The 21,711-nt window shown below is 51.4% G+C and carries 17 protein-coding genes, 1 tRNA gene and 4 pseudogenes; 13 read left to right on the top strand and 9 right to left on the bottom strand.

What is annotated here, in order from left to right:
• Positions 1-101: 101 nt before the first annotated feature.
• The 6 genes from fimA (at position 102) to sfmF (ending at position 6,112) form a co-directional block, all read left to right on the top strand.
• On the top strand, positions 102-665 hold the full coding sequence (gene fimA / locus O1723_RS16255; protein WP_014882842.1) for a type 1 fimbrial major subunit FimA: 564 nt from the start codon (positions 102-104) through the stop codon (positions 663-665).
• Positions 666-732: 67 nt separating this feature from the next.
• A complete protein-coding gene (gene fimI / locus O1723_RS16250; RefSeq protein ID WP_014882843.1) occupies positions 733-1,278 on the top strand; it encodes a type 1 fimbrial protein subunit FimI in 546 nt (181 codons plus the stop codon).
• 34 nt (positions 1,279-1,312) lie between these two features.
• Positions 1,313-2,005: a type 1 fimbria chaperone FimC gene (gene fimC / locus O1723_RS16245; protein WP_023336841.1), complete on the top strand. Its 693-nt coding sequence runs from the start codon at positions 1,313-1,315 to the stop codon at positions 2,003-2,005.
• Between the two features lie 14 nt (positions 2,006-2,019).
• On the top strand, positions 2,020-4,581 hold the full coding sequence (locus tag O1723_RS16240; protein ID WP_023336842.1) for a fimbrial biogenesis usher protein: 2,562 nt from the start codon (positions 2,020-2,022) through the stop codon (positions 4,579-4,581).
• On the top strand, positions 4,574-5,581 hold the full coding sequence (gene fimH / locus O1723_RS16235; protein ID WP_248190904.1) for a type 1 fimbria D-mannose specific adhesin FimH: 1,008 nt from the start codon (positions 4,574-4,576) through the stop codon (positions 5,579-5,581). Before O1723_RS16240 ends, fimH begins: the two co-directional genes overlap by 8 nt.
• Before the next feature lie 9 nt (positions 5,582-5,590).
• Positions 5,591-6,112: a fimbria assembly protein gene (gene sfmF, locus O1723_RS16230; protein WP_023336843.1), complete on the top strand. Its 522-nt coding sequence runs from the start codon at positions 5,591-5,593 to the stop codon at positions 6,110-6,112.
• Positions 6,113-6,163: 51 nt separating this feature from the next.
• On the opposite strand, the gene fimZ is transcribed toward sfmF, so the two are convergent.
• The 3 genes and pseudogenes from fimZ to O1723_RS16215 form a co-directional block, all read right to left on the bottom strand.
• Positions 6,164-6,796, bottom strand: coding sequence for a fimbria biosynthesis transcriptional regulator FimZ (gene fimZ, locus O1723_RS16225; protein ID WP_248190902.1), 633 nt, complete (start codon positions 6,794-6,796; stop codon positions 6,164-6,166).
• Between the two features lie 812 nt (positions 6,797-7,608).
• The gene (locus O1723_RS16220) at positions 7,609-8,325 is read right to left on the bottom strand and encodes a helix-turn-helix transcriptional regulator (protein WP_023336844.1); all 717 of its coding nucleotides are present in this window, start codon (positions 8,323-8,325) and stop codon (positions 7,609-7,611) included.
• A 24-nt stretch (positions 8,326-8,349) separates the two neighbouring features.
• Positions 8,350-8,862 (bottom strand): annotated as a pseudogene (locus O1723_RS16215) (EAL domain-containing protein); the annotation flags it as partial.
• 74 nt (positions 8,863-8,936) lie between these two features.
• Between O1723_RS16215 and O1723_RS16210 the strand changes: the two are divergent.
• Positions 8,937-10,057 (top strand): IS3-like element ISSen4 family transposase gene (locus O1723_RS16210; RefSeq protein ID WP_096147877.1). Its coding sequence is split into 2 segments (ribosomal slippage): positions 8,937-9,195 and positions 9,195-10,057, totalling 1,122 coding nucleotides; the frame shifts between segments, so codons are not numbered across the junction.
• A 33-nt stretch (positions 10,058-10,090) separates the two neighbouring features.
• Here the strand turns inward: O1723_RS16210 and O1723_RS16205 are convergent.
• Positions 10,091-10,273: pseudogene (locus O1723_RS16205) on the bottom strand (EAL domain-containing protein); the annotation flags it as partial.
• A gap of 278 nt (positions 10,274-10,551) precedes the next feature.
• Here O1723_RS16205 and O1723_RS16200 point away from each other — a divergent pair.
• Positions 10,552-10,628: transfer RNA gene (locus O1723_RS16200), tRNA-Arg, on the top strand.
• 15 nt (positions 10,629-10,643) lie between these two features.
• Here the strand turns inward: O1723_RS16200 and O1723_RS16195 are convergent.
• From O1723_RS16195 to O1723_RS16175, 5 genes and pseudogenes are all read right to left on the bottom strand, one after another.
• Positions 10,644-10,953: pseudogene (locus O1723_RS16195) on the bottom strand (tyrosine-type recombinase/integrase); the annotation flags it as partial.
• A 113-nt stretch (positions 10,954-11,066) separates the two neighbouring features.
• A complete protein-coding gene (locus tag O1723_RS16190) occupies positions 11,067-12,539 on the bottom strand; it encodes a hypothetical protein (RefSeq protein ID WP_248190901.1) in 1,473 nt (490 codons plus the stop codon).
• The gene (locus O1723_RS16185) at positions 12,536-13,477 is read right to left on the bottom strand and encodes a glycosyltransferase family 2 protein (RefSeq protein WP_014882853.1); all 942 of its coding nucleotides are present in this window, start codon (positions 13,475-13,477) and stop codon (positions 12,536-12,538) included. The genes O1723_RS16190 and O1723_RS16185 overlap by 4 nt, the downstream gene beginning before the upstream one ends.
• Complete coding sequence (locus tag O1723_RS16180; protein ID WP_014882854.1) at positions 13,474-13,836, bottom strand: GtrA family protein; 363 nt, start codon at positions 13,834-13,836, stop codon at positions 13,474-13,476. Before O1723_RS16180 ends, O1723_RS16185 begins: the two co-directional genes overlap by 4 nt.
• A gap of 539 nt (positions 13,837-14,375) precedes the next feature.
• Entirely contained in the window at positions 14,376-15,509 is a 1,134-nt protein-coding gene (locus O1723_RS16175; RefSeq protein ID WP_023336847.1) for an acyltransferase family protein, read from the bottom strand.
• A 284-nt stretch (positions 15,510-15,793) separates the two neighbouring features.
• Here O1723_RS16175 and O1723_RS16170 point away from each other — a divergent pair.
• The 5 genes and pseudogenes from O1723_RS16170 to O1723_RS16150 all read left to right on the top strand — a co-directional run bounded on the left by O1723_RS16170 (position 15,794) and on the right by O1723_RS16150 (position 21,680).
• Positions 15,794-16,205: pseudogene (locus O1723_RS16170) on the top strand (HumD family translesion DNA polymerase).
• Positions 16,206-16,487: 282 nt separating this feature from the next.
• Positions 16,488-17,708, top strand: a complete 1,221-nt coding sequence (locus O1723_RS16165) for a cytochrome P450 (protein WP_023336848.1) — start codon at positions 16,488-16,490, stop codon at positions 17,706-17,708.
• Positions 17,709-18,040: 332 nt separating this feature from the next.
• Positions 18,041-19,057 carry an iron ABC transporter substrate-binding protein gene (locus O1723_RS16160; RefSeq protein ID WP_014882857.1) on the top strand — a complete coding sequence of 339 codons (1,017 nt, stop codon included), beginning with the start codon at positions 18,041-18,043 and terminating at the stop codon, positions 19,055-19,057.
• A 24-nt stretch (positions 19,058-19,081) separates the two neighbouring features.
• Positions 19,082-20,656, top strand: a complete 1,575-nt coding sequence (locus tag O1723_RS16155; RefSeq protein WP_014882858.1) for an ABC transporter permease — start codon at positions 19,082-19,084, stop codon at positions 20,654-20,656.
• A gap of 1 nt (position 20,657) precedes the next feature.
• A complete protein-coding gene (locus tag O1723_RS16150; protein WP_014882859.1) occupies positions 20,658-21,680 on the top strand; it encodes an ABC transporter ATP-binding protein in 1,023 nt (340 codons plus the stop codon).
• Positions 21,681-21,711 lie beyond the last annotated feature (31 nt).

The following is a 21,711-nucleotide window of genomic DNA, read 5'->3' as shown; positions in this document are numbered from 1 at the left end:
TACTTTGTCTCCTCCGAAATAAGCTTTCAATTAATCAATTGAACGTATTTCTTATTCCCGATTTTCGCGGGAAGGGTTATTTACATTTTAAAGGAATAGACATGAAACTCAGCAACATTGCTTCTACTGTTATTGCTACACTGGCCCTGGTCGCGGGTGCCGCTCATGCTGAAGATCCAGCCACGCCGGTAACCGTAAATGGCGGTACCGTGCATTTTAAAGGTGAACTGGTTAATGCTGCTTGTTCAGTAAATACTGATTCTTCCGAGCAGACCGTTAATCTCGGTCAGTATCGTACCGCGAAATTCACCAAAGTGGGCGACACCACCTCTAATATTCCATTCAACATTGAGCTGAATGACTGCGATCCGCTGGTCGCTAAAACCGCTGCGGTTGCCTTCACCGGTCAGATCGACCCAACCGACAAAACCCTGCTGGCCGTGACGTCCGGTAACAACGACAACACCGCAAAAGGCGTGGGTATCGAGATCCTCGACAGCAAATCCAGCGTGCTGACCCCAGACGGTGCGACCTTCTCGGCCGCTCAGACGCTGATTGAAGGGACTAACACCCTGAAATTCACCGCGCGTTATAAATCAACGGCTGCGACCACTGAGCCTGGCCAGGCGAACGCTGACGCCACCTTCGTAATGAAATACGAATAATTCCCTCGCACAAGGATGTTCAGGCCTCAGGGATGAGGCCGTCATACGCAAATGCCAGGAATGAAGGATGACAAGGACTGGAACACTACTGCTGTTAACCCTTGCGATGGCTGGCCCGGCATCGGCACATACCGTGGTGATCGACGGTGGCAAAGTGCATCTTCGCGGGGAGCTGGTAAACGGCGGCTGCGCCGTGGCACCCGACAGCCAGAATATGCGCATCGACATGGGGCAGTACCGAACCAATTCATTTTCCGGTGTGGGCAGTTTCTCAACGGTTAACGTGCCCTTCACCGTGCGACTGCTGGATTGCAGCGTGGATGTCTCGCGCACCGTAGGGATCCAGTTTCAGGGTGTTACACCAGAGGAAGATCCGCAGGTTTTTCTGGCGACATCGCGGCCAGGCGAAACACCTGTCAGTAGCGGCGTGGGGCTGGCGCTTTTTGATGAACAGCAGCGTCAGATTATCCCAAATGCGACGGCCGTTAGCTGGTTGCCGGTGAATACCAGCGAGCTCGCATTTCATTTTAGCGCCCGCTATCGCGCTATTTCCGAACACCTCGTGCCAGGCAATATTCAGTCGGATGTCTGGTTTACGTTGATTTATCCATAACACCTGCGAACACATTATTAAAGGTACGGTTTTGATGAATATGCTAATTAAACCAGGACTGATGTTATCGTTTATTTTAATGATGGTTTCTACTTGCGCGAATGCTTCCGGCGGTATTGCGCTGGGGGCCACACGCGTTATTTACCCGGCGGATGCGAAGCAAACGTCGCTGGCGATCACCAACAGCAATAAACAAGAACGCTATTTAATTAACGCGTGGATCGAAAATGCAAACGGGCAGAAGGAGAAAACCTTTGCCGTCACGCCGCCGCTGTTTGTTAGCGAGCCGGACAGTGAAAACACGCTGCGTATTATTTACGCCGGGCCAGCGCTGCCCGCCGATCGCGAGTCGCTCTTTTACATGAACGTGAAGGCGATCCCGTCAGTGAACAAAGCAAAAACAGAAAACAATAACGTGCTGCAGCTGGCAATCCTTTCGCGTATCAAACTGTTTGTACGCCCGAATAATCTGGCGATGCAGCCAGAAGAGGCACTCTCTCAACTGCGTTTTGAGCGCGTTGGTAACCATCTCAAGGTCAGCAATGCGTCTCCTTACTACATCACCCTGGTCAACCTGAAGCTGGGCGGTCAGACGCTGGATAACCTGATGGTGGCACCGAAAAACTCGGCTCAGCAGGTGCTGCCAGCCGGTGCCAGCGGTACGCTCTCATGGCAGAGCGTGAACGACTACGGTGCCATTACACCGGCGCGTAGCGTCAACCTGTGAGCAGAGACAGGGCGATGAAAAACCATCAGGGACGTTACTGCCCGGTTGCGCTGGCGCTGATGGCCGCGCTCTGGCCCCAGGCTGGCTGGAGCGAAAGCTACTTCAACCCGGCCTTCTTGTCTGACGATACTGCCAGCGTGGCGGATTTGTCGCGTTTTGAACAAGGACACCAGCAGGCACCCGGCGTTTATCGCGTGGATATCTGGCGTAACGATGAGTTTATCGGCACTCAGGACGTGCGTTTTGAGCAGGCTGAGAATATGCCACCGGTGGCGGGCGGTCTGACCCCGTGCATTACGCGCGCGATGCTCGATCGCTTTGGCGTCAACGTTGCGGCGTTTCCCGAACTGGCTAACGTGCAGGGCGAAACCTGCGTTCCGTTGACCACGGCCATTCCCGGCAGCGAAACGGTATTTAACTTTGCCTCACAGCGTCTGAACGTCAGCCTGCCGCAGGTGGCGATGCAAAACAGTGCGCGCGGCTACATCCCGCCCGAACAGTGGGATGAAGGTATTCCCGCCGCCCTGGTGAACTACAGCTTCACGGGCAACCGGGGAAGCGAAGACGACAGCTACTATCTCAACCTGCAGAGCGGGCTGAACTATGGTGCCTGGCGTTTACGTAACAACGGCGCATGGCGTTACACCCAGAATAACGGGCAGCGGCACAGTGAGTGGGAGAATATTGGCACCTGGGCGCAGCGCACCGTTATCCCGCTCAAAAGCGAACTGGTGCTGGGCGACAGCAATACCGGGAATGATGTTTTCGACAGCGTCGGTTTTCGCGGCGGACGACTCTATTCGTCCGACAGCATGTACCCGGACAGCCTGCAGGGCTACGCCCCGACCGTGCGCGGTATTGCCAGGACGCCAGCCAAAGTTGTGGTGCGTCAAAACGGCTACGTTATCTATCAAAGCTACGTTCAGCCTGGTGCCTTTGCCATCACCGATCTTAACCCGACCTCCTCAAGCGGTGACCTGGAGGTGACGGTGGAAGAGAAAGACGGCAGCCAGCAGCGCTACACCGTGCCGTATTCCACCGTCCCGCTGCTGCAGCGAGAAGGGCGCTGGAAATACGATCTCGTGGCGGGGGACTATCGCAGCGGTAACAGCGACCAGGATACGCCGTTCTTCACCCAGGGCACCCTGGTGACCGGTCTTGCCAACGGCTTTACCCTGTATGGCGGTACGCAGCTGGCGTCACGCTATACCGCGCTGGCCGTCGGGGCCGGGAAAAACCTCGGTGACTGGGGCGCGGTATCGGTCGATATCACTCATGCCCGCAGCCAGCTCGCGGACGACAGCAAGCACGAAGGGCAGTCGCTGCGTTTTCTTTATGCCAAATCGCTCAACGGCTTCGGCACCAACTTCCAGCTGCTGGGCTACCGCTACTCCACCAAAGGGTTTTACACCCTGGATGATGTCGCCTGGCGCTCAATGGAAGGCTATCAGTATGCCGATAATCAGGACGGTAACGATGTGCCTGACGTACAGAGTTATCACAACCTGACGTGGAACAAAAAAGGCCGCTTTCAGCTCAACGTCTCTCAGTCACTGGGGGATTACGGCTCGGTCTATATTTCCGGGAGTGAGCAAACCTACTGGGGGACGGACGAAACGAACCTCTGGTATCAGCTGGGTTACGCGGGGGGCGTGAAGGGGATCAACTATTCCGTCTCGTGGTCGTGGAACAAATCCGTCGGTATCGACGGGACTGACCGGATCGCGTCGTTCAACGTCTCCGTGCCGTTTAGCTTGTTTACCCGTCAGGGCTATCGCCGGGACAGCGCGATTGACCGCGCCTACGCCACGGCATCCGCCAGCCGAAACAGTGAGGGTGATACCAGCTGGCAAACCGGCGTCAGCGGCACGCTGCTGGAGGACCGCAACCTGAACTACAGCGTGACCCAGGGACACGCCAGCACCAACGGCTCAAGCGGAAGCGCCAGCGCCAACTGGCAGGCAACCTACGGCACGCTGGGGGTGGGCTACAACTATTCCCGCGATCAGCACGATTTCAACTGGCAGCTCTCCGGCGGGGTGGTCGGCCATGCTGATGGCGTGACCTTTAGCCAGCCGCTGGGCGACACTAACGTGCTGATCAAAGCCCCGGGGGCATCAGGCGTCAGCGTGGAAAACCAGACCGGCGTGAAGACCGACTGGCGCGGCTATGCGGTGATGCCGTATGCCACCGTCTATCGCTATAACCGCGTGGCGCTGGATACCAATACCATGAGCAACAACACCGATATCGAAAATAACGTGAGCAGCGTGGTGCCGACCAAAGGCGCACTGGTGCGCGCCAGCTTTGACACCCGTATTGGCGTGCGTGCCCTGCTGACCGTCACACGTGGTAACCAGCCCGTGCCGTTCGGCGCCGTGGTGCGTGAAACCCAGAGTGGCGTGACCAGCATGGTGGGGGATGACGGGCAAATTTACCTGAGTGGGCTGCCGCTCGAAGGCGAACTGCTGATCCAGTGGGGGAACGGGGCACAGTCCCAGTGCCATGCGCCTTACAGCTTGCCTGAAAAGAGCCTGCAACAGGCAATCACACTTAAGGGGATCCGCTGTGATTAAAATCCACATTTTTGCTTTATCACTTCTGGCTTTACTGCCCGCGTCAGACGCACTGGCGACCGTGTGCGTCAACGAAAATGGCGTGCCGACAGAGGTGTACTACGACCTGACGGATAAATTCAACAGCTCGAATAACCAGGTGGGTCAGATTGTGACCCTCAGCGAAAAATCGCAATGGGTGGGGGTGAATGCCGTCTGCCCGAAGGGCACGACCGGCAATACCACCAGACGCAGCTACGTCACCGATTACCCGATCACCGGGACCAGCGATCGCTACCAGTATCTGAAGCTTAACGACTATCTGGATGGGGCCATGAAAATCACGGACAGCTATGCTGGCGAGTTTTACCCCCCGCAAAACTATATCCAGATGGGGAGCCATCCGAACGTCTCAAAAAACAAACCGTTTGGCGTTAAGGATTCCAACCTGGTTTTCCGTCTTAAGGTGACCCGGCGTTTTATCAACATGGTGGTGATCCCGCGTGCCACGATGTTCCGTGTTTACGTGACTACGACCGCCTCTGACCCGTTAACCACACCGGTCTATACCATCAGCTACAGCGGAACCATTCAGGTACCGCAAAGCTGCGCAATCAATGCCGTTAATGTGGTTGAGTTTGATTTCGGGGACATTGGCGCCTCCTTGTTCAGCAAAGCGGGCGCGGGTAACAAGCCGGAAGGGGTTTCATCGCAGAGTAAAACCATCGCGATTAAATGCACTAACGTCGAGGCGAATGCCATGCTGACGATGCGCGTTGAGGCTGAAAAGGTCTCCAGTAATGCACTGGTATCGGATAACCCGGATGTGGGGTTCATCATTGCCAACGAGAGTGGTACGCCGTTAACGCCTAACAACCTGACGAGCAAAATTCCGTTCCGTCTGGACGACAGCGCGCAGGCGCAGGTGGGGATCCGGGTCTGGCCAGTGAGCGTGACGGGCAATAAGCCCGCGGAAGGGCGCTTTACCTCGCGCGGGTATTTGCGTGTGGATTACGACTAAGGAGCCGATATGCGAAACGGGATCCGTTTTATCACCGTAGCGCTCTTTGCGCTTTGCACACAGGCTCAGGCGGAAACCGCGTTGGGCGAAATTAACATTCAGCTCTACGGCAATATCGTCGATTTTACCTGCGTGGCCGAGGGGAACGACAGTGACAAAACCGTGACGCTGGGCACCTGGCCCACGAAGCAGCTCAGCACTACCGGGAGCCGCACGCAGCCCATGCCTTTTACGCTGAAACTGACCGGCTGTCCGCCAGGGGCCGCGTCCATTACGTTTTCCGGTAAAGCTGACGGGAGCAACAGCGGGTTGCTGGCACTGAACGACGCCAGCACGGCAAGCCGCGTCGCCGTCGAGATCAGGGATGCGGATAAATCGCGTCTGGATCTCCAGCAGGCCAGCCAGCCGGTCACGGTCGATGCGCAGGGGAATGCGACACTGTCATTTTATGCCAATTATATTGCTACTGCCGATAACCCTCAGCCCGGAAAGGCTGATGCTGATGCGACCTTCATGATTAATTATAATTAGCACTGACCGCACTCCCTGCAGCTCAGATAAACTGCAGGGAGTGAATTCAGGTTATAGTAGTTCGTGTGCTTTAGCGTAATCAATTAATTCCACGATGCTTTGCACCCCCAGCTTGGAATAAATATTGGATTTGTGCGCGCTAATGGTCTTGTTGCTTAATAGCAATTGCTCCGCAAGTTCCTTATTGGACAGTCCATTCGCCAGATAACGTAATACCGTAACCTCGCGATTCGATAACGGCATATCTGCCAGCTCTCCCTTTCCCGACCCCATATGGTTTATAAAATTCAGCGTCTCCGACGGGAAAAAAGAATAGCCCATCAGGATCATCTCTACGGCGTTGTAGATCTCACCCAAATCTTTTCGTTTACTGACAAAGCCGTTGGCCCCGGCGCGAATGGCACGTCCGGCGTAAAACAGTTCTGATTTAGATGATAAGAAAAGAACCTTAATCTCTTTATTTAAGTTTTTGATTCTCTTAAGTAAAGCAAAGGCATCTGTGCCCGTAAGTTCAATGTCAAGGATCACCAAATCGATAGGGTGATTGCGGATGCAGTCAAGAACTTCATGGCTATCGCCAGACTTAAGCTTGACGATGATATTCTTATTTTTCTGTAGCAGGACTTCTATCGACATTCTGACGATAGGATGTTCGTCCATAATGATAACGGATGCCGGTTTCATTTTTAATGCCTCAGATTGTTAAAAGCGTTATGTAGAGTTTTGTAAAACTCTCGAAATGCCGGAAGGATATAATGAGCAGATCCCTATACCGTAGTATTTCCCTGGAAAGAGCGAAAGCATCCCTGTTTACGTAATGAAAAGAACTCTGCCTCAGCGCGGTCGTCTCATTTGGCTGGTGTTGGCAAAAAGGTTTTTCTTATTCAATTTTGATACGCATCTTATTATACAGGGTAAGTTTTTTCCGAAAACCCTGTAAATTACGTTCCGCTTATTGGTTTGTATTATCTTCTGGATCTGAATGGCCTCCTTTTTAAATTTAGCGGAATTATCCTGGTATCCCATTTACCGCATCTTTTCATCTTTATGTAATAACAAAAAATAACAGATGTCTCTTTATGTTGCAAAAATGTTAATGAAATGGCGTCTCGATTTCAGGCAGGATCTTGAGAATAGGAGGCGAAAAAGTGCCCTCTCAGGGCCTCAGACCTTCATCTGAAAGTCCTTAAGCGATATCAACGTCGCTCCAGGATCGTACAGGAGAACGTGCTGCCAGCTTCGCTTCCCGCTCCTGGTGCGTAAAGGGAAGCTGCTTGTTTTTACATCATTATCATCTCGTTAACGCCTTCTGCATTCACTTAACGGATGGAGGAAAGTGCTGCAGTTGATTCAATCTGTGACATTTCACATGGTTCAAGGCCATAAATTAGGAATAGTTATAAAATCGACTTTATTGTTATTATTTAACATTAAATTAACATAATGGCTAAGTAAATTCTTAAAGCGCTTTAGGAAATAAGGGGTTAGGACGTAAGTTAAAACGAGCAGTCTGAGAGGTTATTAAGAAGGTGTAACAATTCCTGGCGATGGCTCAGCCCGAGCTTCATCAGGATGCAGCTGAGGCGATAGATAATGCGGCTATAGGGACGATTCTGCAGAAGGGCAATCTGTCGTAACGTCTTGCCACGGGCAAGTTCCTGCAAAATGGGCCATTCGTTGCGCGAGAACCAGTCTCTATCGGAGCCCTGAAGGGGGCGGGGTTCCATCAGGCTGTGCTGAAACCCTGCTGCGTTCATCTGACGTTCGAGCACATGAAAAGGACCTGCCGCTTTGCAGAAGAGACGCGCGTCATAATTATCAGCCCGGATCAGCAGCCACGGCGTCAGGAAGGGGGGATACAGGCTATGTCTTCTTAACTGATCCAGCTGATCAATCAGCCCCGTGGAACGGCTTTCAATATCCACTACCAGACGGGCCGAGGGCCATTGGCTCTGCGCACCCAGCGCATCGTCCAGCGAAGTGAAGTCGCAACAGCTGCTTAGCGGAAACTGCCCATTGAGAAAACCGGAGCGCAAAAAATTGTCCTCCGTTACCAGGATGATAAACGGGGCATCGGTTTTTCGGGGCTGGTTGATGGACTGGCTCAAAAACTCGAGTCGGTCGAAAAAGGGGGGGGCAAAAGGTGAGTGCGTAAATCCCAGTGCATCACTTCCTGTACGCCGCCGCCGGTAACGGCGCACTGTCATTCGCATGGCCTCCCTCCTGGAAATGGCGTGTTAATCCTCCGGCCATGTCCAGGACGGCCAGTAATATCCCTGGCCGAGATCGGCACCCGCCTGCAGTGCCCAGATACGATCGCGTTCAGTCTCAATACCTTCGATGAGTACGCTTCCGGCCAGCTGAAAGCAAAGTGAAACCAGTTTCCTCAGTGCAGGTGTGGCGCGTAAACGCCAGAATGCGTTCTTATCGATTTTGATGCCGTTCAACGGTAATCGACAAAATAAAAACGGCTGAATGATAGTTTCGTCGATATCATCCAGCCAGATAGTGTGTCCCTGTTCCTGAAGTTGCCGCAGGTTGTTAACGACGCTCTGCTTCTGTGCGGCGGAGAGCGTCAGAAAGAGAGGGAGGTCGACAATCTCAATATTCAGCGGCGCGGTTTTCATATTGATGAGCCGCACAAAAGGCGCAGGTGCTGTCAACACGGTTATCGGCAGATTAATAAAAAGATTATTGCCGTGCGGGGTATTTTTTAATGCGGCCAGCTGCGCTTCAAGCAGCGTCAAAGACGCTGACCTGCTCCCCGTTGATTAGTACACCCCGATGTTAGTAATGTCTTCATAAGCCACATGAGGACATCCCCATGAAGAAGCGTTTTTCCGATGAACAGATCATCAGTATTCTCCGCGAAGCCGAAGCTGGGGTACCCGCCCGTGAACTCTGCCGCAAGCATGCCATTTCCGATGCCACGTTTTACATCTGGCGTAAGAAGTATGGCGGTATGGAGGTGCCTGAAGTTAAGCGCCTGAAGTCGCTTGAGGAAGAGAACGCCAGACTCAAGAAGCTGCTTGCCGAAGCCATGCTGGATAAAGAGGCGCTTCAGGTGGCTCTTGGGCGAAAGTACTGACGACAGACCAGAAGCGGGAAGCCGTGATGTTGATGTGTGATGCGACCGGTCTGTCGCAACGTCGTGCCTGCAGGCTTACAGGTTTATCCCTGTCGACCTGCCGCTATGAGGCTCACCGTCCGGCTGCTGATGCGCATTTATCAGGGCGCATCACTGAGCTGGCACTGGAGCGCAGGCGTTTTGGCTACCGTCGTATTTGGCAGTTGCTGCGCCGTGAAGGGCTTCATGTTAATCATAAGCGCGTGTACCGGCTTTATCACCTCAGTGGCCTGGGCGTAAAACGCAGAAGACGTCGTAAAGGGCTGGCAACAGAACGTCTGCCGCTGCTCCGTCCGGCGGCGCCCAATCTGACCTGGTCGATGGATTTCGTCATGGACGCACTTTCCACCGGTCGCAGGATCAAGTGTCTTACCTGCGTCGATGATTTCACAAAGGAATGCCTGACGGTCACTGTTGCCTTTGGGATTTCAGGCGTTCAGGTCACGCGTATTCTGGACAGCATTGCACTGTTTCGAGGCTATCCGGCGACGATAAGAACTGACCAGGGGCCGGAGTTCACTTGCCGTGCACTGGATCAATGGGCCTTTGAGCATGGTGTTGAGTTGCGCTTAATCCAGCCGGGCAAGCCAACGCAGAACGGATTTATTGAGAGCTTTAACGGACGATTTCGCGATGAATGTTTGAATGAGCACTGGTTCAGCGATATCGTTCATGCCAGGAAAATTATTAATGACTGGCGGCAGGATTATAACGAATGCCGCCCGCACTCCACGCTGAATTATCAGACACCGTCTGAATTTGCAGCGGGCTGGAGAAAGGGTCATTCTGAGAATGAAGATTCCGACGTTACTAACTGAGTGTTGTATCTAATCGTGGGGGCAGGTCAACGCGTCTGCCGACTGATGGCGGAAGAAGTCCTCGCTATGCCCGGTGTCGGACAAGACGCTCAGGACCTCCACGCCGACCCGGCGCCGGGCGTTGAGGGCGACGATAGGCTCCAGTTTGATGCCGACGATGTCCTGAGAAATAGACTGTAATCGGGGGGGCGTATCGAACGGGTTTTGCGCTGTCACTCCATTGTCCTGTTGTCTGTCAGCCTCCAGGCGGCCGGGATACCTCGCTCTAGTGTGACGAGCTGACGTTCAGGAAAACAGCAGGCGTTACTTAAATGCAACTAAGCCTTTTCGCAGCGCTAAATTTTAAGGTGAAACAGCGAGAAATGTTGAGAAAATAACCGTATTTACAATCGGCTAGCGGTAATTGCCTCTGAAAGCGGAAAAGGCATTGACTCACCTGCCATTGACCGTATAATTCTTCGCGTTTCACCGCCGCGAAGTTCACTCTTCTCAGTGCGCCCTTAGCTCAGTTGGATAGAGCAACGGCCTTCTAAGCCGTAGGTCGTAGGTTCGAATCCTACAGGGCGTGCCATTCGATATTAGTAAGCTAAGCCAGTTTCGAGCCAGCCTGATTTTCTCCTTGTGTCGTATTTGTGTCATGGTCGCTAAAATTGGCAGCTATTTTCCGTGCATGTTCGCATAAATGGTTAGGTGCAAGGTGGGCATTTCGAGGGACCATTTCGATCGACCCCCAGCCCCCCATTTCCTGAAAAAGGACAGCGGCACGCTGGGCTGAATTAACCCGCTCGCCCAGGTATGCCGCAGATCGTGAAATCGCAAGTCCTCAATGCCCGCTTTATCCAGCCAATGCGCTAGGCGCTATTGTCGTCCACTGGCATTTTGCGTATTACCGGAGTCAAATTTTTAATGCCGCGTTGATAGCTTGGGGTGAACTAATACCTACCTTGAGCTTTTTACTATCACCATTGTAGATAAAGCATTAATATCCCCCTCATAGGAGGGGGAGTTATCAGATCGGCATACCATATTTAGCGTTCATTTCTCTGTCAGGTTGGATTTTTATCTCGATATTACGAGGTATTAATCCATTTGACTTCAGCGTCTCAGAGATTGCTTTTCCTCTGGTCACGGGGAAAGGCCAGTTATCATTATTGTCACCCTTAGGGACATGCAATGTCATCGTCCTCTGATTGCTTTCAACAGCTCTCTGAATCTGATCAATCATATCTTGTCCAATTGCATTTGCCACGGAGAAAGGAATGTTTCCATTGTGAGACTCGCGCAAAGAATGTGATTGATCTGTAGCCTTATTAACCAAGCACAGTAAAATTATTGGGACAATATATTGAACAGCCTCAAAGCGATCGATGATGTATCCAAGTCCTATGCTAGCTGCCACTATTAAGTACATAAATGTACCCCACATTGCTACTGGTCGAGTCGCGTAGTTTGCGCTAGCTTTTGCGCACACCAAAATAAGGGCTAATGTGGTAATAGCTCCAGTAATTACTGATACACAGAAAGCATATCGTTTCCCTTCACATGATTTTTTTCTCAGCAAGAACACTACGCCGCAAACCAATCCAACAGCCAGAACAACGAAAAATGTTCGGTCTATTAGTTTAAGTAGTGAGTAAAACGAGTTGACCGTACCTGAAATATCTAGGTGATCTTTTGACATGCGATCTGCTCTTCCTCCGTTCATTTCAAACACAGCAGAAATGACCCACATTATCAAAGTGATACAGTGGAAAGGGTAAGCCTTAACTGTCTCAACAATTTTGAATCTGTTGTTAATAAGTTTCAGCAGAAGTATAACTCCGCACATGACAGCAAGCACAATACTAGCGAATATATTCGAAAACACACACAGATAAATGGCAAATATCAATATCCCAGAAAATATAGCTTTTTCGTAAAAGAAAGACTTTAATGAGGGCGACATTCGCAAAACGTAAAGTGCTAGAGTTCCGTTTATAAGCGCTGGGATAATGTAGTGATAATAACAAGTAAGGTTTTGCTCCCATAACAGGTATGGGCTGTTATTATTGTTAAGAGTTCTGAATAGGCCAAACATGCACAGTAAATAGAATATCACCATCGCTGAGCTTGTATATGTTGACAGGCCTACAGCCTCTCTCATCATAAGGTAGAATTGATAAAGGAACGCCACAACAAGAATTGCAACTAACATCGCTGTAAAATAGGCAATAGCTTCAAGGAAAGTAAATCCAAGTTGCATTAGGAGCGATGAGGCTATGTTACCAAAGAGAGGGAAAGCTACTTCAGGCACAACCTTAATCGGATTAAAACCTCCCCATTGCGGATATGCCTGCCTACCGGAAGAAAGGTTAATCCACTCATCACCTGAGATGATTGTCACCGGATGGATAACCGTAAAAAACACAGCCACTACAGCGAAAACAAATGTGAATAGCATCCATTCAAAATGAGTTTTTTTTTCCAAAGCATGACTAATCATTTATCGTCCTTCCGATTATCCTTAAGTTCGTTTTTGATGATGTAACGAGGTCTTCCCTTAACTTCAACATATATCCTGCCGATATACTCGCCAAGTACGCCTATACCTATCAACTGAATTCCGCCCAGGAAAAGTATTGAAACCAGCATTGATGGATAGCCGCGAACCGGATTGCCGAATGCTAACGTGTCGACGATCATACATGCGCCATAGATGAAGGCCATACCAGCAACGAATAAACCAATGTAAGTCCACATGCGCAGAGGGAAAGTTGAGAAACTGGTTATACCCTCCAATGCAAGATTCCACAGCTTCCAACCATTGAACTTAGAATCCCCAGCAACACGTTCAGCACGAGCATATTCAACAACATCAGTGCGGCCGCCAACCCAGCTCAAAATGCCTTTCATGAAAAGATTGCGTTCTTGCATTTGCTTAATGTTTTCAACTACATCTCGAGACATCAGACGGTAGTCGCCAACGTTTTCCTCGATCTGCGGATTGCTTATTTTGTTGTGCAGTTTATAGAACCATTCAGCAGTCTTGCGCTTGAGTCGTCCATCCGCAGAGCGGTCTGTTCTCTTAGCCAAAACCATATCTGCCCCTGCTTGCCATTTCTCTATCAGGTATGGAATAACCTCAATCGGGTCTTGCAAGTCCACGTCAATCGGGATAATCGCGTCACCGGTCGCATGGTCAAGACCCGCAAATAACGCAGGCTCTTTTCCAAAGTTGCGGGTGAAGGAAAGTGGTATTACAAGCGGGTCAGCTACAGCAAGCGCGTTTATGATTGATTCTGTGGCGTCTTTACTGCCGTCATTGATAAAGACTATCTCGACTTCGTGTTGTTGCAGATCTTCAAATTCGCGCACTGTTTTATAGAAGATCGGAATTGCTTCCTCTTCATTAAATACAGGAACGACCAGAGAAATTTTCATTTCGCATCCCTAAAGACAATGAACCGTGAGTATAAAAAACCGGCTACAAGACTGAATCCGGAAAAGGCGACAAGGGTAACGACAGGTGGAGCGCCGATTAAATCCGCGATATATCCTGTCACGCCAGCCATAACGCCCATGAAAACGATGAACGCGATGTAACGCGCAGAAGTGGCCTGAGCCTTGAACGTCCATTTTGCATTCGCAAAAAAACTGAAAGTTACCGCAATACAGAAAGCAACGACGTTCGCAACGGTCTGGTTAGCATCGAGGAAATGCATAAGCGCACCGAAACACAACCAGTGAAGAGCAGTGTTGACCACGCCCACTGAAACATAGCGAGTAAACAGTTTTACCATTTTAGAAATCAGTTAATTCTGAAAGGCGAGGATTTTAACACCACTGCGAAGCATGATCGACCCTATTATTTAGTGAGGCTGTGTATGGATACAGTTGTTTGTATGATATTCATGCCACGCACAGCAGAGGTGAGCACCTCTTTCGTTGCGCGCATTCATCTCACCCATAGTTACTTGAGTTCAGACCGCGTCATTGAACAGTTACGGGAGTTCAACTGGCATTTTACCTGCAGCGGAGCTAAGTCTTGGATAGAGCGTTACCCCCTCTCCCGACTTGGCCGATAAGACAACAGACTAAAGCAATAACAGTTACTGGATCATGCATAACATGGTGAGGTTTTTCTGAAGGGGCTTTTCCTCACCAGTCATGGAGTATTAGGAACAGGGGGTTAACTATCGATCTTCTATGCGGGATTGATGGCAACTACCGGTTATTTGGAACGTCAAAGGTTGGGCTGTCAATATGGCAATGTCTGCAGATAGAGCGAGTTTGGCATTACGAGAGAATAAAAAAGGCGACCGCATCAGGTCGCCATAAATTATGAAGCAGTATTAGTTTTGTATAATGATGCTTTTTTCGATTTGATGAATGGCCTCTCCACAAAATGGTAGGTCAAAGAGGATAGCAGGCAAATTGATATGTATGCTGAAACAAATAATGTGATGACCTTGTAGTCAGTATGCGAAACATCATCCTTACTAATTACTTGACTTAAAGGGAAAAGTATCAATCCCTGGGTTAAGTACAGGCTATAGCTAACAGCACCAAGTCTCTTTGCAGCCTTAGTTGCCAGTAACCCGAATATGTCGGCACCGGAGATTACAGAGAAAAATATTACGCATAAAAAAAACTTTTCCGGAGACCTGAACAGGTCTGGCTGTGCAAAGCCAGTAATCAGAACTGTAGCCACTAAAAGTATGTTTGCATGCAGTCTGGAGATAATTATTTTGTCCTTAAGTTCCCTGCAAAGCATCCCGGCGAAAAAATATGACCATAGATATGCATCTCTTGTAAAGCCAGGCAATAAATATACAGAAAACGCAAAAAGGACTATGGTTAACTCCATAGACCACTTTTTAAGAATAAAAAGTAAAGGCAGTGAAAAGTAGAACATCCATTCCCACCTCAACGTCCACGTTACACCAGCCAGTGCCATCCATGATTTATTAAAGTCAGTCACATTAGGCTTGCTATTCCAGAGGCCACCATCGAACCATGACATTGTTTTTGAAACTGTATCCAATGTAATAGGGTCATGATCTGTTAATGAAAACAACAAAACCAATCCAGCAAAAGAGCATGCAGTTGCTAGCGGAACGATTCTTAAAAATCTCTTCTTATAAAGGTCTACCCAGTCTACGGTTTCCTTATTTCTCACTTTTCCCCAAAAGAGATATGCCGTAGTCATGAAAAAAAGCGCAACGCCGTATTTACCCATGTATGTGAGCCATAAAGAACTTGGTGACCACATGCCCTTTGTAATATAAGAATGCAAACAATCAAGATGATGGAGAATAACAAATGATGCCAATAAAAACCGCATGCCATCAAGACTATTGGAACGAACCGCTTCGGTTTCTTCATCAATAAACCTGAAAACAGGGAGACTGAAAATTAAAAGCGCAATAATAAGGCTAAAAAGCGCCATGCTAATTGTGTAAGTGACGTCCATTATTTATATACCTTTATAATATCAACTATTAATCTATTATTCGCCATGTCACTTCAAAGTCATTTGAACTTTAGAATGGCGAAGAGTCTAGCATTGAGAGAGTCTGAAATCGACGGTCATGGCGTTTTCTTGCTGTCTAGTTGGTGACATCGATTAAGGTGGAGCTTAAAAACTAAATTTTTTTGAATCTAGCATGACTTGGGGATTCCTCTCATCTCAACGCTTGCTCAACTGCATCAATCATTCATTCTGTTCATGCATCCAGTAATTATTGGAGGCGTATCATGGGGCTTCCACCGCCAGCGCAAGACTATGCAGAGAAGCGCATGTCGTTCGACAAGCGCATCATAACCAGATCGTCATCGACATATCTGATGAGAGCTGGTGCAACGCATCACTGCGAAGGAGGCTTGAGCGGAGTTGTTCTGGAAGTGGATATCTCATTGAGTGTGCGACGGATCATTGTTGGTACAAAGCATGGCAGGTGAGTTGAGGATAAAGCGATACCGCAAATCGCCAAAACCGCACCTGGAGGATTTGCAGGCGGGTAGACGTGATGAGATTCCGGTTCACGATGACGGAACGAGTCTGGATGGGGTATTCGGAGTGATAACGTATCTCACCAACGATACACGAACAGGTGAGTTTGAAGGTTACCCGGTGATGCAGGAATCAAATTACACAGCTATGCCATGAGGCATACTGTGTACCCTCTGTTTAATAAATGTGTCATGCATTGATGAACCATAACGCAACGCAGAAACATGTAACGACACTTAATGACAAAAAAACGGCGCGAATGCAGCAAAGATAATTATATAACATTGAGTTAAATCGAACCGTGCGTTCTTCTAAACCATATGTAGTAGGCTAGAATCCTACAGGGCGTGCCAATGATCCCCCCTTTTTTCTATATTTGAACTGCAACATATCCCTGCTTTACTGAAAGGTGATTAATCCTGCGATGAGGGCTCACCCGTGGCATATGTTGAAAAAGCACTTCGGTTTAATCCTGCCTCACCTGTCTTTCAGGAAAATCTTCATAACGTCTACCACCACATGCGAAACCACCAGCCTGTAGCGCGAATCGGCAAAACGTGGGTGCTTACCCGCTATCAGGATGTTTATCAGACGCTTAAAGAGCGAGCATTCGTCTCCTCGGGTATACCTGAAGATGTGCATAGCGAAATGGAAAAAGAGTGCTTCAGCCTCTCGCCCCCCATACGCGATCTTCTCTACGGCATTGTGCTGTTTGAAGACGGGAATGTGCATCGCGCGCACCGTCAGGCGCTGCAAGCTCTGTTTACCGGCGAATCCTGGGCTGCGTTAACCCAGTTGATTTCTGACGAGTCACATACGTTGGTGGCAGAGTTAACCACCACCGGCACGTTTGACGGCATTCGCCAGATTGCTGCCCCGCTCTGGGGGAAGCTGTTCACCGCCTGGCTCAACCTGCCGGAAGCGCAGCAGGAGGTGGTTGAACAAGAGAAAAGTGCCATCAGGCTGTTGCTGGACCCCAGCGCAATTGATCGAGAGGGATTACAGCGGCTGATCGTGGCGCTTTCCCGTCTGGATGACAGTTTTCGCCAACTCGCGCAGGCACACAGCCAGGGTTACGACTCGCTTTTTTATCGCAGCCTCCTGAAAGGATATGGCGGCGATCGGGATGCGCTTGCAACGCGGTTTAGCACAGACTGCGTCACTATGCTGATCGGCGGGAGTGAAACCAGCGAAGCGTTAACCGGAAACCTGGTGTATATGCTGGCACAACATCCTGAATTACAGGCGTGCGTCAGAAATAACACGCTGCGGATGAAAGATGTCGTCAGTGAAACCATGCGCTTTGAGTCTCCGTTGCAGATGGGCAGGCGAAAGGTAGTGGCTCCCGTGCAATTTCTGGGACGCGAACTTAAAGCGGGGGATAACATCTTAGTATGCCTTGGTTCTGCAAATCGCGATGAAAGCGTATTTGAAGAGGCGTGGCGTTTTATTCCTGGCCGCAAGAATGCCCAACGTCAGCTGGGATTTGGCGCAGGCGTGCACCAGTGTATTGGACAACTGCTGGCGCAGTGTCAGGCTGAAACCCTTGCCATGGCTTTATGCGAGCGCGGGACGCTCTCTCTCGACGGTGAGGCTAAATGGTCGACGCGAAGCCTGATTCTGAGAACTCTGGAGACGCTGCCGGTAAAAATTACCTGAGGTAATAATAAGGACAACGCTATGAAGGGAATCATATTTTCACGGCGGAAGTGGTGAACGTTTTTTATTCTTAAATTGTCAGATAAATAACGACGTAATAAATAGAAGGCTAATGATATTTTGTAGTGTGTTGTCTTAAGGTTTTCTTAATCTTTAATTAATCCGTTTTTTAAATCTGGATTTTTATCACTTCACTCCCCGCAAAAAAGAAATTTTACACTTTTACGCTTAAACTGGATTGATACTAATTATCATTAGCGTTTTTGTATGCTTTAATCCTGTCCCACAACGCTATGCGTCATTATTCCCGTTGCTCTATTAAGGATATGTTCATGAATTCTCGCCTGCTGTCCTGCTTCTCGCTTGCCTTGTTGTCATCATCGCTTTTCCTTTCCACACAATCCGTTGCCGCCGATAACAGCGAAGGCATTGTGGTATACAACGCGCAGCATGAAAACCTGGTGAAGTCGTGGGTTGACGGTTTTACCAAAGAGACCGGCATTAAGGTCACGCTGCGTAACGGCGATGACAGCGAGCTGGGTAACCAGCTGGTTCAGGAAGGCAGCGCATCACCTGCAGACGTATTTCTGACGGAAAACTCACCGTCCATGGTACTGGTGGATAACGCCAACCTGTTTGCCCCGCTGGATGCAGACACCCTGAAGCAGGTACCGGCAGAGTACCGCCCGGCGCATGGCCGCTGGATCGGCATTGCCGCCCGCAGCACCGTATTCGTCTATAACCCGGCAAAACTGAGCGAACAGCAGCTGCCTAAGTCGCTGATGGATCTGGCCAAACCCGAGTGGAAAGGCCGCTGGGCGGCATCACCGTCAGGCGCGGATTTCCAGGCCATCGTGAGCGCAATGCTGGCGCTTAAAGGCGAAAAAGCCACGCTGGAATGGCTGAAGGCGATGAAAGCGAATTTCGTGGCCTATAAAGGCAACAGCACCGTGATGAAAGCCGTCAACGCCGGCCAGATTGATGGCGGGGTGATTTATCACTACTACCGTTTTGTCGATCAGTCCAAAACGGGTGAGAACAGCAAAAACACCAAACTCTACTACTTCAAACACCAGGATCCGGGCGCGTTCGTCAGCCTTTCCGGTGGTGGCGTTCTGGCGTCCAGCAAACACAAAGCGCAGGCCCAGGCGTTCATCAAATACATTACCGGTAAAGAGGGCCAGGAAAGCCTGCGCACCAACAATGCCTTTGAATATGCGGTGGGCGTGAACGCGGCCTCTAACCCGAAACTGGTCCCGCTGAACGATCTGGATGCACCGAAAGTTGAACCTTCAACGCTCAACAGTAAAAAAGTTATCGAGCTGATGACGCAAGCCGGTCTGCTGTGATCCTGAGAGTGAAGTGAAGGTCTTATGTCTGGTCTGAGTCTCGACCTCGGCAAAAACAGCGTGCGGGAGCCTGGCCGCAGGCGTCCTGCACTGCCGATGGTAGCGTTAGCTGTCCTTTTTTCTTTACTGGCACTTCTGCCCCTGGGTTTTATCATTGCCATAGGCGTTGAGACGGGCTGGGAAACGATTAGGGCGCTGGTATTTCGCCCACGTGTTGCTGAACTGCTCAGTAACACGCTGTGGCTGACGGCGCTGGCGTTACCGCTGTGTATCGTGACGGGCGTGGCGATCGCCTGGCTCACGGAGCGCACGCAGCTTGCCGGGCGAGGGATCTGGTCCGCGCTGGCGGTCGCCCCTCTGGCGATCCCCGCGTTTGTGCAAAGCTATGCCTGGGTGAGCGTGGTTCCCTCGATGCATGGCCTTTCCGCGGGCGTGTTCCTCTCCGTTTTAGCTTACTATCCGTTTATTTATATGCCGGTTGCGGCGGTGCTGCGTCGTCTTGACCCGACGCTGGAAGATGTGGCCGCCTCGCTCGGCACCCCGCCGTGGCGGGTCTTTTTCCGCGTGGTGCTGCCGCAGCTAAAACTGGCTATCTGCGGCGGCGCGCTGCTGGTGGCGCTGCACCTGCTGGCGGAATACGGTCTGTACGTGATGATCCGTTTTGATACCTTCACAACGGCCATCTATGACCAGTTTCAGTCCACCTTCAGCGGCCCGGCAGCGAACATGCTGGCGGGCGTATTGGCCTTATGCTGCCTGGCGATCTTAGTGCTGGAAGGCGTGACGCGCGGGAAAGCGCGCTATGCACGCATTGGCGCTGGCGCGGCACGTGAACAGAAACGCTGGCCGCTGAAGCCTGCGGCGGCTGCGCTGGGACAGCTGTTTTTCCTCGCGCTGGTCATGCTGGCGCTGGGCGTGCCGTTACTTGTCCTGTGCCGCTGGATTTGGCTCGGCGGCGTACAAAACTGGATGAACGCCGATCTCTGGCACTCCCTGCGCCAGACGCTGATGCTCGGCGTGGGCGGAGCGCTCCTGACGACGGCCTGCGTGATCCCCATCGCGTGGCTTGGGATCCGCTACCCGCACCGTATTTTCCGGATGCTGGAAGGGTGCATCTACATCACCAGTTCGCTGCCGGGCATTGTCACCGCGCTGGCGCTGGTCACGGTCACTATTCATTACGCTCGCCCCATTTATCAGACGGAAATCACCCTGTTCCTGGCCTATCTGCTGATGTTTATGCCCCGCGCGCTCATTAACCTGCGGGCAGGGATTGCCCAGGCGCCGGTGGAGCTGGAAAACGTGGCGCGCAGCCTGGGCAGCACGCCTGCGAAAGCGCTCTGGAGCGTTACCCTGCGGCTGGCCGCACCGGGCGCTGCGGCAGGCGCCGCGCTGGTATTCCTTGGCGTCAGCAACGAATTGACCGCCACGCTGCTGCTCTCGCCGCTGGGAACCCGCACGCTCTCCACCGGATTCTGGGCGCTGACCAGTGAAATTGATTATGTGGCCGCCGCGCCCTACGCGATGCTGATGATCCTGATCTCACTCCCGCTGACCGCCATTCTCTATATGCAGTCGAAAAAAATTGCAGGGCTATGACATGCTTGAATTAACCGCCATTTCAAAATCGTTTTCGGACGTGCAGGTGCTCGACAGCTTAAACCTGAGCGTTGCGCCGGGGAGCCGCACGGCGATTGTCGGGCCCTCCGGGTCGGGGAAAACCACGCTGCTGCGTATTCTCGCCGGGTTTGAGACGCCGGATACCGGCCGCATCGTCATGCAGGGAAAAACGCTGTTTGATGAAAATCATGTTGTTCCTGCTCACCTGCGCGGGATCGGTTATGTGCCTCAGGAGGGCGCGCTGTTCCCCCATCTCAACGTGGCAGATAACATTGCCTGGGGGCTGGACGGTACCCGCCACGAGAAGCGCCAGCGCGTTGAGGTGCTGATGGAGATGGTCTCTCTCGACAGGCAGCTCGCGACGCACTGGCCCCATGAGATTTCCGGCGGACAGCAGCAGCGCGTGGCGCTTGCCCGTGCGCTGGCCCAGCGTCCTTCGCTGATGCTGCTGGATGAACCGTTCTCGGCGCTGGATACCGGCTTGCGCGCCATGACGCGTAAAGCAACGGCCGATCTGCTGGCGGAAGCGGGCGTGGCCTCAATTCTGGTCACCCACGATCAGAACGAAGCGTTGTCTTTTGCCACGCAGGTTGCCGTGATGCGTTCTGGCCGCTTCACGCAGGTGGGAACGCCTTATGACGTCTATACCCGTCCCGTTGACGAAGAGACGGCGCTGTTTCTTGGCGATGCCGTGATCCTGCCTGCTCAGCTCGCTGGCGGTTACGCCGTGTGTGCACTGGGCGAGGTGCCGACGGACAATCCGCATGCAACAGGAGAGGGCCGGGTAATGATGCGTCCTGAACAATTGCGCGTGACGGCATGTGCGCCTCATGAAAGCCCGGTCTCCATTCTTGATGTCGACTTCACCGGTCAGCTGTCTACGCTGACGCTGGGATTAGCGGGGCATGAACAGCCCGTTATCCTCAGGACCGTCAGTCAGCCGGGCTGGCACCCGGGCGCGGCGGTACGCATTGATGTGACGGGCACTGCGCGCGTTTTATAATCATAACCACCCCAAAACGGGGTGGTGGTTC

It is taken from the genome of Enterobacter cloacae complex sp. HYC080_NIDB, from assembly GCF_056673325.1.
Note: the sequence above shows the minus strand (reverse complement) of the source record. Positions and strands in the feature narration are given on the sequence as shown.